Genomic DNA, 16,002 nt, shown 5'->3' with positions numbered 1-16,002 from the left:
GCGGGAAGTCATTGCGGCGCAGGAACTGGCCCGCGCCCTGAGCCGCGACATTAGCCTGCCCCCGCCGCGAAGGCCAGCCGCAAGACCTGCGGCAGTTTCCTCCTTTTGGCCAACAGGCTGCCGGGAAAAAGAAACCCCGGCCGCAGTCTCCTGCAGCCGGGGCGCGAGGCATGCCTTTCAGGCTGCGGGGGTCAGGCGTCCGCCTTGATCATGTCGGCCGCCTTTTCAGCGATCATAATGACCGGCGCATTGGTGTTGCCGGTGGGCACATCGGGCATGATCGAGGCATCGGCGATGCGAAGGCCGTCAATCCCGCGCACGCGCAGCTGCGCATCCACGACCGACAGCTCATCCTCGCCCATCTTGCAAGTGCCGCACTGGTGGTGATAGGTCACCAGCGCCGAGCGGGCATAGTCTGCCAGCGCCTCATCCGACTGGGCCTCCGGCCCCGGATAGATTTCCCGCTTCACCCAGGTCTTCATCGACGGCTGTTCCGCCACCTCGCGCAGCAGGCGGATGCAATGGACAAGGGCGTCCACATCTTCCTGAGCGGAGAGAAGGTTCGGGTCCAGCAGCAATTCCGCATCCGGATCGGCCGAGGACAGCCGCAGCGTGCCGCGCGAAACCGGCCGCACGCCACCGGCGTTGAAGGTGAAGCCGTTGCTGACCGAGGCATCCTGCCCTTCCACATAGGTGGGCACGTGGAAGCCGAGCGGCTGCAGGTCCGGCTCCGGCAGATCCGGCTTCGTCTTGGCGAAGAGCTGCACATGCAGTACGGTCATCCCCGGATCCTGCGGCGGCGGCACGGGCTGGGACGCTTCCCAGATGACCGGCAGCAGCGTGTGGTCATGCAGGTTCTCGCCCACGCCGGGCAGGTCGAGCTTCACCTCGATGCCCATCTCTTCCAGATGCGCCTTCGGGCCAATGCCCGACAGCATCAGCATGCGCGGGCTTTCGATGGCCCCGCCCGTCAGCACCACTTCCTTGGCCGCCTTGACCGTATGGGTCTGGCTGTCCTGCATGTAGGTGACACCGGTGGCGCGGCCATTCTCGATCTCCACCTTCAGCACGCGGGCATTGGTGATGAGCGTCAGGTTGGGCCGCTCCAGCGCCGGGCGCAGAAAGGCAACCGCCGTGGACTGGCGCTTGCCGTCCTTGATGTTGAGGTGGCAGTAGCCCGCCCCCATCTGGCTTTCGCCATTGCAGTCCGGATTGTCCGCGTGCCCGGCCTCGATGGCCGCATCGCGCATGGCCTTGCAGACCGGGTGCGGGGTGATCTTCGAGCGCACATGCAGCGGCCCGCCCTTGGCGTGATAGGCCGAGGCCTCGCCATCGTAATCCTCGGACTTGAGGAAATAGGGCAGCACGTCCTTCCAGGCCCAGCCCTCGTTGCCGAAGGAGGCCCAGCGGTCATAGTCGGTCGGCGCGCCGCGCACATAGATCATGCCGTTGAGCGAGGACGATCCGCCCAGCGTCTTGCCGCGCGGCCAGTCGATGCGCCGTCCGTTCGCATGTTTCTGCGGCACGGTGCGGTAGGCCCAGTCATAGTCCGAACGCCACAGCTCGATCAGCCGGACAGGGGTGGAGATGGCTTCACTGTTGTCGGGGCCTCCCGCCTCGATCAGCAGCACCTTGGCCCCCGTTTCGCTGAGCCTTGCGGCGAGCACGCAGCCCGCGCTGCCTGCCCCGCAGATGATGTAGTCAAAGCTGCCGTCCAGCGCTTCGGCCGTGTTGATGGATGCGCCCGGCAGGCCGTTGGCCAGCACCAGCACACCGCTGGCGACGGCAACCTTACCTATGAAACTGCGCCGGGTGAGCCCGTTGTTCATCTCTTTGGTCATGCCTGCCCCCCTCAGAGAATCATCACCTGAATGTCCGTGTATTCGAGCAGCCCCTCCTGGCCGAACTCGACACCAAGGCCCGACATCTTCGTGCCGCCGAAGGGGGCGTTGGGCTGGATCATGCCGTGCTTGTTGATCCAGACCGTGCCGCATTCAAGCCGCGAGGCAACCGCCCGCGCCTTCTCCGGATCCGACGACCAGACCGAGCCGCCAAGGCCGGACGGGCTGTCATTGGCGGCGCGGATCGCCTCTTCCAGATCGGTGTAGCGGATGACCGGCAGCGCCGGGCCGAACTGCTCCTGATCAACCAGCGGATCCCCGTTCGACAGGCCGGTGATCACCGTCGGCGGGAAGAACAGGCCTTCGCCCGGAGCCCCGCCGGTGACGACAGTGCCCTTGGCTTTGGCGCTTTCCACCAGCGCTGCCACCTTGTCGAACTGCATCTTGTTGGCGACCGGCCCCATCACCGAGGTTTCCTCCAGGCCATTGCCGACCGGGATGTTGCGGATATAGGCGGCCAGCGCCTCGACCACCGCATCATGGATGCTGTCGTGCACATAGAGCCGCTTCAGCGCGGCGCAGGTCTGGCCCATGTTGATGAAGGCGCCCCAGAACAGGCCTTCGGCAATGGCCTGCGGATCGGCATCGGGCAGTACGATGCCCGCATCATTGCCGCCCAGCTCCAGCGTCAGGCGTTTCATCGTGCCGGCGGCGGAGCGCATTACCTTCTGGCCGGTGGCCGTCGAACCGGTGAAGACCACCTTGCGGATGTCCGGATGGGCGGAAATGAGCCCGCCAAGGCTGGTGCCCTTGTCATCGCCGGTCACCACGTTGACAACACCGGCGGGGAGAACCTCGTTCATCAGTTCCACCATGCGCAGGGTGGACAGCGGCGTGTAGGGCGAGGGCTTGCACACGACCGTGCAGCCGCTGCGGATGGCCGGAAGAATGTGCCAGACGGCAATGATCATCGGCCAGTTCCACGGCGTGATGGAACCGACGACGCCAACCGGCTTGCGGTGCATCTCGACGCGCCCGGCCTCGCCGTCCTGCAGCACTTCCACCGGCAGGGTCAGGCCGGCCGTGTAGCGGCACCAGCCCGCAGCGCCCTGCACCTCGAAACGGGAGCCGACACCGTTGAGCGGCTTGCCCTGCTCGCGGGTGATGAGGCGCGAGAGTTCATCCGCATGGGCTTCCAGCTTGTCTGCAATCGCATGGCAGGCAGCCACACGGTCCGCATCCGGGCGTGCGGCCCAGCCCGGAAAGGCCGCAGCGGCTGCGGCAACGGCGGCATTCAGCTCCGCCTCGCCCGCATTGGGGGCAAAGCCGACGACCGCACCGGTGGCAGGATCATCAACTGCGAAAACAGTGTCCAGATTGACCTTCTGGCCATTGATGATGAGCGGATAGACGGGCGCGGATGCAGCGGCATCCGAAGCATGCAAGGTCATGTGAGTTCCCTCCTTCAGGATTATTATGAAGGAAGGTTAGGCGCGCCTGCCGGGTGCGGTCTTGGGCGCATGCGACAGATGCCTTGGTGTGAAGCGTCACAACAGAGACATCCGCCGCCCGTTTTCAGTGATGGCTGGCTGCCCCCGGTGCATGGCCGAAGCGGCGGCGGTAGGCGCGGTAGAAATGCGACAGATCGCCAAAGCCCTGATCATAGGCAATATCGGCCACCGTGCGCTGCGGCTCGGCCATGAGGCGGCGCCGCGCTGCATCGAGCCGAATGGCGAGGATCTGTTCGCGCGGGCTGTCCCCGTGACGGGCAAAAGCCCGCTGCAGCTGCCGGGGCGCAACCCCCAGAAGCGCGCAGAGGGTGCCGGCGCTGAAATCAGGATCACGGAAATTCTGCCGGATCAGCCGCAGCGCCTCGCCGAAAAGCCCCTCTCCCTGCACACCATGGTCCGCAGAGCCGCGGGCAAGATCATGCATGTAGCTGCCGAAGAGGGCGAACAAGGCCTCCTGCAGCGGCGTTGCCGCCTCTTCCCGGCTTTCGCAGAGCCGGTTCAGCACCGCCTGCATGGCAATGGCGATGCTGTCCTCCCGGCGGATCGCAATTCCGCCGCCCGGCAGGCCCGGAATGCGGCGGATCAGATCCTCCCGCGGCAGATGCACGGAGAGCTGTTCGCTGAAACCCTGCTCGAAGTTGAAGTGGCTTGGCCTTGCCGCATCCATCAGGAACATGTCGCCGGGACGCATGACCACATCCCCCTCCAGCTGGCGCATGCGGGCCGAACCCCGGTTCTGGATGGTCAGGACGAAGTGATCGAGATGATCCGTGCGGTAGGCCTGCCCGCTGCGCAGCACGCTGGCGCCCGCCACCGCCACATAGGCAAGCTCCAGCCCGTTCGACTGGCGCAAGGCCGTGCTGGCCTGAAAGGCCGGGCTGGCGGAATCCGTTCCGCCCTCTGCTGCGCGCACGTCAAAGCAGCCGCAGACCTTCGCGATCCCCTCCCGGAAGGCCCCGATGCCGGAAAAATCGTGTGCTGCGAAATGCTCCCTCATGGCGTGCCACGCCCCATCCGCATGTGAAGGTGGCTCCGGTCATTCCGGTCTGTGCCTTGCGCTTGCGGGCGGTTATCCGCCTCTACGCATTATTCCTGAGCCGCCTTCATTGAGCCCTTGCGCAACCGCGCTGTCAAGCCGCTCCTGCGCAGAGCCCAGCCTTCCGGCTCTGCGGGGGCGCCTCACGCGGCTTTTTTCAGGAGGTCGGCGGCGCTGGTCCAGGGCTGCGGGGCGCCGAAATGAAAGCCCTGCGCGGTGAAGACGCCAAGCTCGGCGAGGCAAACGGCGGTGTCCTCATTCTCCACCGCTTCGGCGATGACCCTTGCCCCCAGCGAGGCGGCCACCAGCACGATGCCCTTCACCTGAACCCGCTGCACCCGGTCGCTCAGCAGGCTCGCCGTCATGCTGCCGTCGATCTTCAGCCACTTGAGGCCAAGGCCCTTCAAATGCGTGGTTCTCGGCCAGTTGCCGGCGAAATCATCCAGAATGAGCGTTGCGCCATGGGCCCTGAGGATGGCGGCAAGCCGCGTCATGCCTGCGGTCTCGCGCGCGACCGCCAGCTCGGACACCTCAAAGGCCAGCCGTGTGGCGATGCCCCGGTTTCCAGCAAGAGCGCCATCCAGGAACTCCAGAAATCCGCCGTCGCCCAGCGCCTGCTCCGACAGGTTGAGGGAGAATTGCCCGGCTGCGGCCCGGCCGCCCCGGCGCAGCCGCGTCAGCGCCAGTTCGACCACCCGCCGGTCCACCTGCGGCAGCAGGCCATGCCGTGCGGCGGCGGACAGCACGCCTTGCGGCTCCAGAAGGCCCAGTTCCTCATCGTCCACCCGCAGCAGCAATTCGGTCATCACCGTGCGGCCCGTGGCCGTGCAGCACACCGGCTGGGAAAAGAGCTGCAGGCGGTCAGCGGCCAGCGCCTGCTCGATCCGCTCCAGATTGGAGCGCGAGGTCTTGTAGGAGGCCAGAAGATGCTCATCAAAGCGGAACTGCAGCACCTTGCCCCCGCCCAGCGCCTTGCTGGAGATGCAGGCCTGATCAGCCCAGCGCAGCACATCCGCTGCCGAAGCATTGAGCGTACGGGCAAACTGCCGGTCCAGAACCGCAAAACCGATGCTGCCGCCGGTGCGGTAAACCGCGCCGTCCCACGGGAAGTTGAGCTGGGCCAGAGAGGCTGCGATGGTGCCGGCAAAGCCATGGGCGCCATCCTCATCGGCGCTGAAGCGGATGATGGCAAACTCGTCTCCGCCGAGCCGCGCCACAAGCGCCGTTTCTCCGGCGATCTGACGGAGCTGGGCGGCGATACGCTCCAGCATGGCATCGCCTGCCATATGCCCGGCCCGGTCATTGATGATCTTGAACTGGTCAAGATCCACCACCAGCACCGTAATGCCGGCAGAGGCGCCCGCCCGCACCCGCGTCAACTCATCCTCAAGCGCCTGCTGAAAGGCGCGCCTGTTGGCAAGGCCCGTCAGCGGGTCCTCCATGGCGAGGCGCTCAAGCTCCCGCGTGCGCGCTTCCGGCTCGCGGCCTGCCCCGGCTCCGGCAGCGGTGCCCAAAAGCACCATCACCCCGTCGGCGCGGCCAACCCAGTCACGGCTGGGCGCAAAGGTCAGCACCAGATCCTTGAGCATTTCCGCCCCGCCTGACGTGCCGGACTTGCGCTGGCACAGCTGCGCCAGCGCACCGGTCACCTGACCGGACGGCAGGGTGACATGGGTGCACTCGCCCTCCAGCGCGGCGGCAAAGGCCGGCTCCAGCGCCCGGCGGAAAAGCTCATGCCCGGCAAGCTCTGCCAGATGCATGCCGGTGAGGGCGCTCTCATCCATATCCTGGAGCGTGGCCAGCTGCGGGTCATGGTCGTCGACGGGGAGCACATCGGCCACCCGGCCATTGCGCCCCAGCATCAGCACCCGCCCGGCCAGCAGATGCGCCGCCTGCTGGGCAATGCGCATGCGCCGCTCGGCAGGACCAACAAATGCAAGCTCGCGCAACTCCAGAAACAGCAGCTGCGTCTGGCGCGGCGCAGCGGCGGTGCGCAAGGGGGTGCAGGTCAGCCGCATCGGCGCCCCGCGCCCCTCGTCAAAGGCAAACATGCCTTCGGCCATGGCGGGCTTGCCGCGAGCCGCCATCTCGATCAGAGGTCTCAGCCGGCGCAGGGCCGGCTCGTTGATCACAGCTTCAAGGGGACGCCCGGTCAGAAGCGCGCTGCTGCAGGCCAGCTCTTCCAGCAAGGCCTGATTGGCCAGCAGAAACCTTCCCCGCGCCGTGAGCAGGGCAGCCGGATGGCGCACGCTGTGCAGCAATGTTCCCGCCGCGCAGGCGAGATCAAGTTCCGTCAGCGGCCTGACATCTACATGGGTCTGCGGAGAAATCGAGGTCTCTTCAGTCAAACCGTGTCCCTCAGCAAAAGGACCAGGCTTCCTGATCCTCTCTCCCCCCAAATCGATCTCCAGAAGTGGACCACCACCGCGCTGCGGGCAACCGGGACGCGGACAGTTTTCCCAATGGCGTTCCTCGTGACCTTAACAAACTGTTAACGCGCTGGCGAGGGTTTCCGCCGCACCCGGCCACGATGCGCTCAGACGCAGCGTCACAATATGGCCCGATTGTATAGGCATCAGGCCGCCATCGACTTCCGGAGTCATCGAAGGTTTGGCTCCAGATGAACTGCTGACTATCCTGTGAGGGCTGGCTGTAGCCGCGTGCCCCTCCTGGCGGATTTACCATTCCGTTTCAGCCTTGTGCTGAACGCCGCCGCAGGAAGATCACCGGGGGATGAGACAATAGAGTCCGAATATGAAATGAAGACCAGCGCCTCGCGCGCGGTATACGCCAGGTCTTTGGCAGCATTGGCTTTTTCCATGGCTGCGGCCGCCTCTGCGACAGCTTCTGCCGCCACATCCGGCCAGTGCGGCATGGCATCCTGGTATGCAATGACCAGCAAGACCGCCAGCGGCGAGCGCGCCAATCCCAACATGCTGACAGCCGCCCACCGGTCCCTGCCCTTCGGCACCGTGGTCACGGTCATCAACCTGGACAACGGCAGGCAGGTGAAGGTCCGCATCAACGATCGCGGTCCCTTCATCCGGTCCCGCGTCATTGACGTGACCCGGCAGGCCGCGAACGAGCTGGGCTTCACCGGCAAGGGGACCGCCCGAGTCAAGGTCGTTGGTCCGCATGGTGAGCTTAAGGCCGGCAAGCACTGTTAATAATGCGGGTGCACAGGCGCCATTTTATCTTCCGCCGCAAGAGCGAAGCATTATTTATGATGATCTCTGACATTAAGTAATGACAGCATCAGAGGCGAACGTTACATTTCGCCGTCGTGGTCGATGGGGCCATGTGCACAAAACTTGAGCCGCGCACCTTCGTCCGAAGGGCGCGGCTTTTTTCATCTGCTTCAGACTGCCCAGGAATTATGCAAAAGCTTCAATGCGCCTGGCTCACGAGGGTCTGCTCAAGCCCCTGCGGCGCCTGAGCAATTTCTAGGCGTGAGGCGTCGGCCTCCCGCATGCCCCGGTGTTAAAGCGCCTTGAGAAAAGCGAAAGCCTGCCGGTGCAGATCGCGTTTGGCCTCTTCCCCCATCTTGTCGTAGGTGCGGAAGACCTGTGCCAGACGCGGATTGCCGCGCAGCTTTTCGCCATTGCGCACCAGAAAGTCCCAATAGAGCGCATTGAGCGGGCAGGCATCACGCCCCGTCCGCTGCTTCACGTCATAGCGGCAGCTGCCGCAATAATCCGACATGCGGTTGATATAGTTGCCGCCCGCCGCATAGGGCTTGGAGCCGAGCAGTCCACCATCGGCAAACTGGCTCATGCCGATGGTGTTGGGCGCCTCCACCCACTCGAAGGCATCAATATAGACCGCCAGATACCATTCATGCACCTCGCGCGGGTTGATCCCCGCCAGCATGGCGAAATTGCCGGTCACCATCAGCCGCTGGATGTGATGGGCATAGGCTGTGTCGCGCGTCTGGGTGATGGCCTCGCGCAGACAGAGCATGTCCGTTTCGCCCGTCCAGTAGAAGGCCGGCAGGGGCCGGTGCGCTGCCAGCGCGTTTTCGTCCGTATAGCCGGGCATCTTCAGCCAGTAGAGGCCCCGCATATATTCGCGCCAGCCGATGATCTGGCGGATATAGCCTTCGGCCGAATTGAGCGGCACCCGCCCGGCCCGCCATTCGGCCTCCACCCGGCGGCAGACCTCCAGCGGATCGAGAAGCCCGGTGTTGAGATAGGGCGAGAGCACCGAATGATAGAGCCAGGCCTCGCCCTTGAGCATCGCGTCCTGATAGTCGCCGAAGCAAGGCAGCGCCTCGCGCAGGAACCAGTCCAGCGCTGCTTGCGCGTCTTGCGCCGTCACGCCATAGGCAAAGCCCTCCAGCCGCCCGAAATTCTGCGCAAAGCGCTGAGCCACCAGCGCCAGCACCTCTTTCGTCACCGCATCGGGCACGGCCCGGAAGGGGCGCGGCAGGAACAGGCTGCCTTCCGCCGGCTTGCGGTTCTCCGCATCAAAGTTCCAGCGCCCGCCTGCCGGTTCGTCTCCCTCCATCAAAAGGCCGGTCTTGCGCCGCATCTCGCGGTAGAAATATTCCATGCGCAGCTGCTTGCGCCCTTCCGCCCAGGCGGCAAACTCATCCAGCGGGCAGAGGAAGCGGGCGTCCTCCAGCAGCACGGCCTCGCATCCGGTCAATGCGCCCCAGCCGCTCATGTCCTCCAGCACCCGCCATTCCCCGGGCTTTGTGGCGAGGACCCTGTCGCAGCCATGGCGGGCAGCTGCCCGCTGCACCTCTCCGGCAAGGCTGCCCGTATTGTCCGGGTCCTCCAGCGTGATGTAGTCCACCCGCCAGCCGGCCTTGCGCAGAGCAATGGCAAAGTGGCGCATGGCCGAGAAGATGAAGGCGATCTTCTGCTTGTGATGACCAACATAGCTCGCCTCGCGCATCACCTCCGCCATCAGCACCACAGACCGCTCCCTGTCTGCGGCAGCAAGCGAGGGCAGGTTCAGCGACAGCTGGTCACCCAGCACGGGCACAAGCGTCTCCACCGGACCTGCCTGAACATGCGGTTCAGCAGCAAGGGCAGCGGCAAAGGCCGGAGCATCCGCCAAGGTAGAGATACGGGCAATCGCGGCGTCAGCTTCCGGCAGATGGGACATGGGCAAAGGCAGCTCTTTTGTCCGGCAGGCCCTGCCTTCAGCAGGGTGCCGGAGGGGGCATGGCGAGAGATCGGGCAAGCCCCCCTCCCTTTTCCACCTCTACGCAACCGGCGCAGCGCTGTATCACTGATACGGGCGAAGAAACATCGCCGCATGGCCGGAAGATGGACACAAGCCTTTCCTTGCCGGCTTGACTGACGGGAGGAGCCCGCCACGCCGCCAACAGGGCCGCGTGCCGCAGGACAAGGGCGGCCTGAACCCGGCATATGTATGAGGCCGCAAGGTCTTGCCGGAACCTCGCAACTCTGCGCCTTCCTGCTATCCACGCGGGAGAACAGAAAAGCCGTTGCCGAGACGGTTTCATTCCTGTATCAGAACCGAACCGGCCGGTCCCAACCGGCGCCCGGTCAGCACCCGTAGCTCAGCTGGATAGAGCGCTGCCCTCCGAAGGCAGAGGCCAGGGGTTCGAATCCCTTCGGGTGCGCCAAATTCCGCCGATTGCCCTCTACACTACGCTTTAACCGCCGAACGTACTCCTTTGCATCAAGGTAGTGGGCAACCTATATGCAGAAAAGCGTAGAATCGGCGGTGCTTGGCGGTAACAAGTTCGAATCGTCTCCGGTCAATTAGGATGCTTGTTCTACAAAGGCCTCGCGTTTGGAGCTTTGTATGACCGCTACGTGCCTTCATATCGGTGATTGAGCAATCTTCCGCTAAGCCCGAAGTAGCCATTCGGCTGACGCACATACCCGCCGATGGTATCGCTCCGCTATTTAAGGGCGCTTATCTTAGCTCAACTCCTATTTAAGCCAAGCGCCAATTGCTTAAATAACGCTGCGCCTGCATAATTGGGCATGTCCGAATCAGCTTCCAACCTTCGGCTAGGCCGCTTCGTCGAGACCCCTGTGGCGGGCGAAATGGTGCGCGCCTTCGTGCCGCCCCCACTGCCGCCTGAACCATCGATCGACGTGCTGGCCCTGCTGGAAAGGCTGAGCCTAGCCGAACGGGCCTTGGGGCGTCTGGACGGCATCACCATGCTGCTGCCGCGTCAAGAACTGTTCCTCTATATGTATGTGAGGAAGGAAGCCGTGCTCTCATCTCAGATCGAGGGCACGCAATCGACTCTTTCGGATCTGCTCCGCTTCGAAACCGAGGCGCAAGCGGGCCAGCCGATCGACGACATTCGCGAAGTCTCGAACTACGTCGACGCCATGATGCATGGATTGGAGCGACTGGAAGAACTGCCTTTGTCTTTACGGCTGATCCGCGAGATGCACGCGCGGCTGTTGCAAAGCGGGCGTGGCGGTACGAAAAATCCCGGCGAATTCCGGCGGTCGCAAAACTGGATCGGCGGCACCCGCCCAGGCAACGCACTGTTCGTGCCGCCCCCGCCGACCGAGATGGAAGGCTGCCTCAATGCGCTTGAGCGGTTCATGCACGAGGAAGGCTCGCGTCTGCCCGCCCTCATCAAGGCCGGGTTGCTGCACGTTCAGTTCGAAACCATCCATCCGTTTCTGGACGGCAACGGCAGGATCGGCCGCTTGCTTGTCACGCTGTATCTCTGCGTCAACGGGGTGCTGCGCAAGCCACTGCTGTATCTGAGCCTCTACCTGAAAGCCCATCGTGCCGACTATTACCGCCTGCTTCAGGAAGTGCGCGAACACGGCGCATGGGAAGCATGGCTCGACTTCTTTCTGACGGGCGTGGCGGATACCGCCAATCAAGCGTTCGACGCAGCTACCCGTATCGTCGATCTGTTCAAGGAAGACCGTGAACGGATTACGGCGGAGAGCGATCGGGCCGGTTCAGCGCTGCGTATTCATGATCTGTTTCAGCAGAATCCGTTCCTGACCGCCAACCAGCTTGTTCAAAAGACTGGCCTCTCGGCCCCAACCGTCAATGCGGCGCTCGCCGATCTGGAGCGGTTCGGTATCGTTGAGGAAATCACCGGGCGCAAACGGGGCCGCGTGTTCAGCTATCGGCGTTATCTCGCCATCCTGAGCGAGGGAACCGACCCGCTCCCCACTACGGCCTGACGGGAGGAAGTCTGTGCGTATAGAATCTGTGACCCTGTCCGGCTTCCGCTGCTTCGGTCCAGATCCAATCACGGTTCCGATCTCGTCAGAGATCACGGCGGTTGTCGGTCCGAATGCGGCGGGCAAGACCGCGCTGCTCCATGCTCTGTCGAAGCTGTTCGGCGTGTCGCGGGCGCAGCGCACCGTTCAGCGATCCGATTTTCATATTGGCGCAGATGACGATCCCGAGGACCGTGAACCAAGGGATATGTTCATCGACGTGCTGATCGGCTTGCCCGAGCTGGCCGATGGCACCGCGACACCGGAGACCATCGCACCGTCGTTCCGGCACATGCAGATCGAGCGGGAGGGCAAATCGCCAGTCTGCCGGTTGCGTCTAGAAGCTCGATGGGAAGATGACGGGACCGTCGAAGGCGAGGTTTCGCAGGAACTGTTCTGGGTCGATACGCTCGATGACGATCCCGCCGAGGACAAATGCCATCCGGTCTCGGCGGCGGATCGCGGTCTCATCCAACTCTATTACACGCCTGCCAGCCGGGACGCGGCGGCCCAGATTAAGGCAACGACCGGCGCGCTCGCCGCTCGCCTTCTTCGCGCTATCGAATGGTCATCCAAAACGGGGAAGGCTGTTCAAACGGCAACTGAAAATCTGGCTACCGCATTCGAGGGGGAGTCGGCGATCGCCGCGATCGGCAAAGCCTTGCAGGCGCGCTGGTCAGGGCTCCACGACGATGTCGTCGATACAAAACCACGGCTTAGTCTGGTCAGTCGCCGGTTTGAGGAAGTGGTCAACAAGATTGCCGTGATCTTTGAGCAGGGACCGGATGGCCAGGAACGCGGCCTCGACGCCCTGAGCGATGGTCAGCAATCGCTCTTCTATTTCGCGCTGGCCGCAGCCGTTTTCGATCTGGAGCGTCAGGTTGTCGCCGGCACCGTGGACGGCTTCCGTGACGATACCCTGCGTATCCCGGCGCTCACGCTGTTCGCGCTGGAAGAGCCGGAAAACCATCTCTCCCCATACTTCCTCGCGCGCATCGTCCGCCAGGTCCGGTCGCTGACCGACGCCGGCGGCGCGCAGGCGATCGTCACCAGCCATTCGCCGGCGGTGCTGAGCCGCGTCAATCCGCGTGAGGTCCGTTACTGCCGTTGTGATCCAGAGACGCGGGTCTCGACGGTCAAGAAAATCAAGATGCCGCCGGGCATTGACGAGGCGTCGAAGTTCGTCCGTGGCGCGATGCTCGCCTATCCAGAACTCTACTTCGCCCGGTTCGTTCTGCTGGCCGAAGGCGACTCGGAACGGATCGTCCTGCCGCCCTTGGCCGATGCGCTCGATCTCCTGATCGATCCTGCCTTCGTCGCCATCGTGCCCTTGGGCGGGCGGCATGTGCAGCATTTCTGGCGATTGCTGAAACATCTGGGCATTCCGCACGCGACCCTTCTCGATCTCGATCTGGGTCGCGACGGCGGTGGCTTTGGTCGCGTGAAGACGGCGATCGAGAACCTCATCGAATTCGGCGTGTCAAAGGCCACGCTTCTGAAGATCGATGGGGGCGTGTTGTCCGACGAACGGTTTGCCACGATGCACACTTGGCAGGACCCGGAGGATCGTAAAATTCTGCAGGGTTGGGTCGATTGCCTGAAGCCGCATGGCGTCTACTTTTCAGCGCCTCTCGACCTCGATCTGGCCATGCTCGAAGCTTTCCCGGACGCCTATAAAGCGATCATCCCGAAGGGTGGCGGTCCGAAGATGGCCGCCGACAAGGCGGCGGAAGTGGTGCTCGGGACAGCGGGACCGGGGCTCACGCTCTACACCGGTCCGTTCAAGGACTATCCGGCGCTTCTGCCAGCCTACCGTTATCACTTCCTCACCAACAGCAAGCCTGCAACGCATCTCGCAGCTCTGACCCACATCAAGAAAAAGGACTTGGCTGAGAAAATGCCTCCGGTTTTGGCCGAGGTCCTCAATCACATCGCCAAGTCGTTGCGGCGGGATTAGTCATGGCGGTGCTCTCGCGACGTGTACGACCGGATGATTGGAAGCCCGTGGGGGTGGATGCGCTCGAAGCGAATGCGTTGAAAGTTGTGCGTTCGACGGACAATCGGTCCGTTATCGCTGGCCCCGGCGCGGGCAAGACGGAATTGCTGGCGCAACGCGCCGCCTACCTCCTCCAGACAGGCACCGCACCCGCGCCAAGGCGCATTCTCGCCATCAGCTTCAAGCGAGACGCGGCGACCAACCTCGCCGCGCGCGTCAGTCAGCGTTGCCATCGCAATCATGCAGGGCGCTTCGACTCGATGACCTTTGATGCCTTTGCTAAGGGATTGATCGATCGCTTTGGTCAGGCGTTGCCTGAACGCTGGCGGCCAAGGCCAGACTACGAAATATTGAATCCGTATGACCCGATGTATCGTGGGCAATTTTTTGCTAACTTTCTATATCGGCAAGTCGGTTCGCCTCCATCTTCGGTCGGGAGTTATGCGGACATACAAGCAATAGCGACGAAAACATTCGAGCGCCGCCATCTGGTTGGCTCACCCTTGCCCGTGGATGGCTGGGTAAATCCATCCGTCAGCCAATGGGCGGCAGATCGCTTCTGGCAAATGTCGCTCCACGAAGGCAAAAAATGTGTCCTTTCATTTCCAATGATCGGGAGGCTCGCCGAGCTCCTTTTGCGGGTCAATCCGATGGCGCGCGATGCGCTCCGTCTGACCTATTCGCATCTGTTCATGGACGAGTTTCAAGATACGACCCAGATCCAATATGATCTGGTCAGCACGATCTTCCTTGGCACCGATACGGTTATCACGGCCGTTGGTGACAACAAGCAGCAGATCATGCGCTGGGCAATGGCGATGGATGATCCGTTCGCCGCCTTTGATGCTGACTTCGCTGGCAAGCGAACACCGCTTTATAACAATTATCGCTCTTCGCCGGAGCTGGTACGCATCCAGCATGTCCTTGCACAGGCTCTGGATGCTCGCGCCGTAGCGCCAATCTCAAAGACCACCGGTACGATCGGCGGGGAAAGTTGTGCGATATGGGATTTCGCTACGCCGGAGGTCGAGGCGGATCGCTTGGCTGCGTTCGTCACCGCCGAGATGAAAACACACAACCTCGGCCCGCGTGATTTCGTTTTGTTGGTTCGCCAGAAGGCTGCTGATTATGCGGCCGTCCTTGAGCCAGCCTTCAATGCCGCCGGCATTCCACTGCGCAACGAAGCCGGAACCGTTGGGGCGGTTATGCTGCAAGAGTTGCTCGCGGAAGAAGCGTCTCAACTGCCGATGGTCATTTTGCGCCTCGCCATGACCAAGCGCGCTGGTCGTTATTGGACCGAATGCCAAGAAGCGCTTGCGGCCCTGCGAGGCATCACACCTGATGACGAGGGCGCGCAGTCCAAACTTGCCCACGAGTTAGACGCCTACACGGTCAATCTTTCCAAAAATCATCCTGCTCCGCCAAAGTCGAAAGCGGCGGCGCGGGCGATCATTGACGACATCGTAGCATTCTTGGGTCGAGATCGGCTGATCGCAGTTCATCCCGCCTATGGTCAGGGAGGTTGGCTGGAAAAGGTGCTGGATGCAGCCGCCGTGCATCTATCTGGATCGTCATCCAGCGACGGCGACTGGTCAACGACGCTAGACGCATATGAAGGCGTCCACGCGGTCCCGCTAATGACGATCCATAAGAGCAAGGGGCTTGAATACCACAGCGTCATTTTCGTCGGTCTTGACGATGGCGCATGGTGGAGTTTTGCCAACGACCAGATCGAGGCCACGGCTGGCTTCTTCGTCGCTTTCACTCGCGCGAAGCAACGGGTTGTCTTTACCTACTGCGCTCGCAGAGGCGCACGAAGCAAGATTGCGACGCTGTACGGTTTGCTGGCGAAGGCAGGTGTCCGAACATTCTCAATGACTTGAATTGACGGCTTGATCGCCAGCTCTCCGACTATGGATACCGGGCCGATCAAGCGGCTTCGTCATCGTCTCTGTGGTGACGTGCGGCAGCTTCCATTTCGGCAACGTCATCAGTGAAATCGAGCACTATCTGAATAGGCAATTCAGTGGGGTTCTCGTCGTTGAAGTGATCAACATCCTGCTTAACCTGGAAGCAGTCGTCCGCGATGGCCTTTCGACGCTGACTAAAGGATTTTTCCATGAATGAGCGGGGAGCGTTGTCGATGTCCGCCCAAAGGCTCAATTGAACGCCGCCGATATTGGTTCGTACAGAGTGTTTGGCTCTGTACTTCCTGCCCTGGGCGTCGATCCGTTTCTCTTGCCGTAGGCTTTCGGCCAGCGCCTCACGGCAAAGCTTTACCACGTCGCGCGGTTGCGGGCGGTAAAGCCCTTGTTCGATCGCCCACGCAGCAACGTTGTCGAGCGATACCGGAGAGGAATCTACCTCTTCGGTATAGCGATCGAAAATCGCCTGCATTTGCTCAGAAAACTTTGCCATTCATCACCATCAT

The 16,002-nt window shown here is 62.7% G+C and carries 10 protein-coding genes and 1 tRNA gene; 5 read left to right on the top strand and 6 right to left on the bottom strand.

Annotated elements, in window-relative coordinates; genetic code table 11:
- Window positions 1-191 precede the first annotated feature (191 nt).
- The 4 genes from ACVNHC_RS15360 to ACVNHC_RS15345 all read right to left on the bottom strand — a co-directional run bounded on the left by ACVNHC_RS15360 (window position 192) and on the right by ACVNHC_RS15345 (window position 6,736).
- Entirely contained in the window at window positions 192-1,841 is a 1,650-nt protein-coding gene (locus ACVNHC_RS15360; protein ID WP_457167861.1) for a GMC family oxidoreductase, read from the bottom strand.
- An 11-nt stretch (window positions 1,842-1,852) separates the two neighbouring features.
- Window positions 1,853-3,292 (bottom strand): aldehyde dehydrogenase family protein, encoded by a 1,440-nt coding sequence (locus tag ACVNHC_RS15355; RefSeq protein WP_374630016.1) that lies wholly within the window; start codon window positions 3,290-3,292, stop codon window positions 1,853-1,855.
- Between the two features lie 124 nt (window positions 3,293-3,416).
- Complete coding sequence (locus ACVNHC_RS15350; RefSeq protein ID WP_457167859.1) at window positions 3,417-4,349, bottom strand: helix-turn-helix domain-containing protein; 933 nt, start codon at window positions 4,347-4,349, stop codon at window positions 3,417-3,419.
- Window positions 4,350-4,531: 182 nt separating this feature from the next.
- Window positions 4,532-6,736 carry an EAL domain-containing protein gene (locus ACVNHC_RS15345; protein ID WP_457167857.1) on the bottom strand — a complete coding sequence of 735 codons (2,205 nt, stop codon included), beginning with the start codon at window positions 6,734-6,736 and terminating at the stop codon, window positions 4,532-4,534.
- A 411-nt stretch (window positions 6,737-7,147) separates the two neighbouring features.
- Between ACVNHC_RS15345 and ACVNHC_RS15340 the strand changes: the two genes are divergently transcribed.
- On the top strand, window positions 7,148-7,555 hold the full coding sequence (locus tag ACVNHC_RS15340) for a septal ring lytic transglycosylase RlpA family protein (RefSeq protein ID WP_050473496.1): 408 nt from the start codon (window positions 7,148-7,150) through the stop codon (window positions 7,553-7,555).
- A 313-nt stretch (window positions 7,556-7,868) separates the two neighbouring features.
- On the opposite strand, the gene ACVNHC_RS15335 is transcribed toward ACVNHC_RS15340, so the two are convergent.
- The gene (locus ACVNHC_RS15335) at window positions 7,869-9,500 is read right to left on the bottom strand and encodes a cryptochrome/photolyase family protein (RefSeq protein WP_457167854.1); all 1,632 of its coding nucleotides are present in this window, start codon (window positions 9,498-9,500) and stop codon (window positions 7,869-7,871) included.
- A gap of 410 nt (window positions 9,501-9,910) precedes the next feature.
- Between ACVNHC_RS15335 and ACVNHC_RS15330 the strand changes: the two genes are divergently transcribed.
- From ACVNHC_RS15330 to ACVNHC_RS15315, 4 genes are all read left to right on the top strand, one after another.
- Window positions 9,911-9,987, top strand: a tRNA-Arg gene (locus ACVNHC_RS15330).
- 367 nt (window positions 9,988-10,354) lie between these two features.
- Window positions 10,355-11,536, top strand: a complete 1,182-nt coding sequence (locus ACVNHC_RS15325) for a Fic family protein (RefSeq protein ID WP_457167852.1) — start codon at window positions 10,355-10,357, stop codon at window positions 11,534-11,536.
- 13 nt (window positions 11,537-11,549) lie between these two features.
- The gene (locus ACVNHC_RS15320; RefSeq protein WP_457167850.1) at window positions 11,550-13,532 is read left to right on the top strand and encodes an ATP-dependent nuclease; all 1,983 of its coding nucleotides are present in this window, start codon (window positions 11,550-11,552) and stop codon (window positions 13,530-13,532) included.
- Window positions 13,533-13,534: 2 nt separating this feature from the next.
- Entirely contained in the window at window positions 13,535-15,454 is a 1,920-nt protein-coding gene (locus ACVNHC_RS15315) for a UvrD-helicase domain-containing protein (RefSeq protein WP_457167848.1), read from the top strand.
- A gap of 46 nt (window positions 15,455-15,500) precedes the next feature.
- Here ACVNHC_RS15315 and ACVNHC_RS15310 read toward each other — a convergent pair whose 3' ends face one another.
- Window positions 15,501-15,989, bottom strand: coding sequence for a hypothetical protein (locus ACVNHC_RS15310; RefSeq protein WP_457167846.1), 489 nt, complete (start codon window positions 15,987-15,989; stop codon window positions 15,501-15,503).
- Between the last annotated feature and the right edge of the window lie 13 nt (window positions 15,990-16,002).

Source organism: Pannonibacter sp. Q-1, from assembly GCF_054073275.1.
This window is presented reverse-complemented; position numbering and strand designations above follow the sequence as displayed.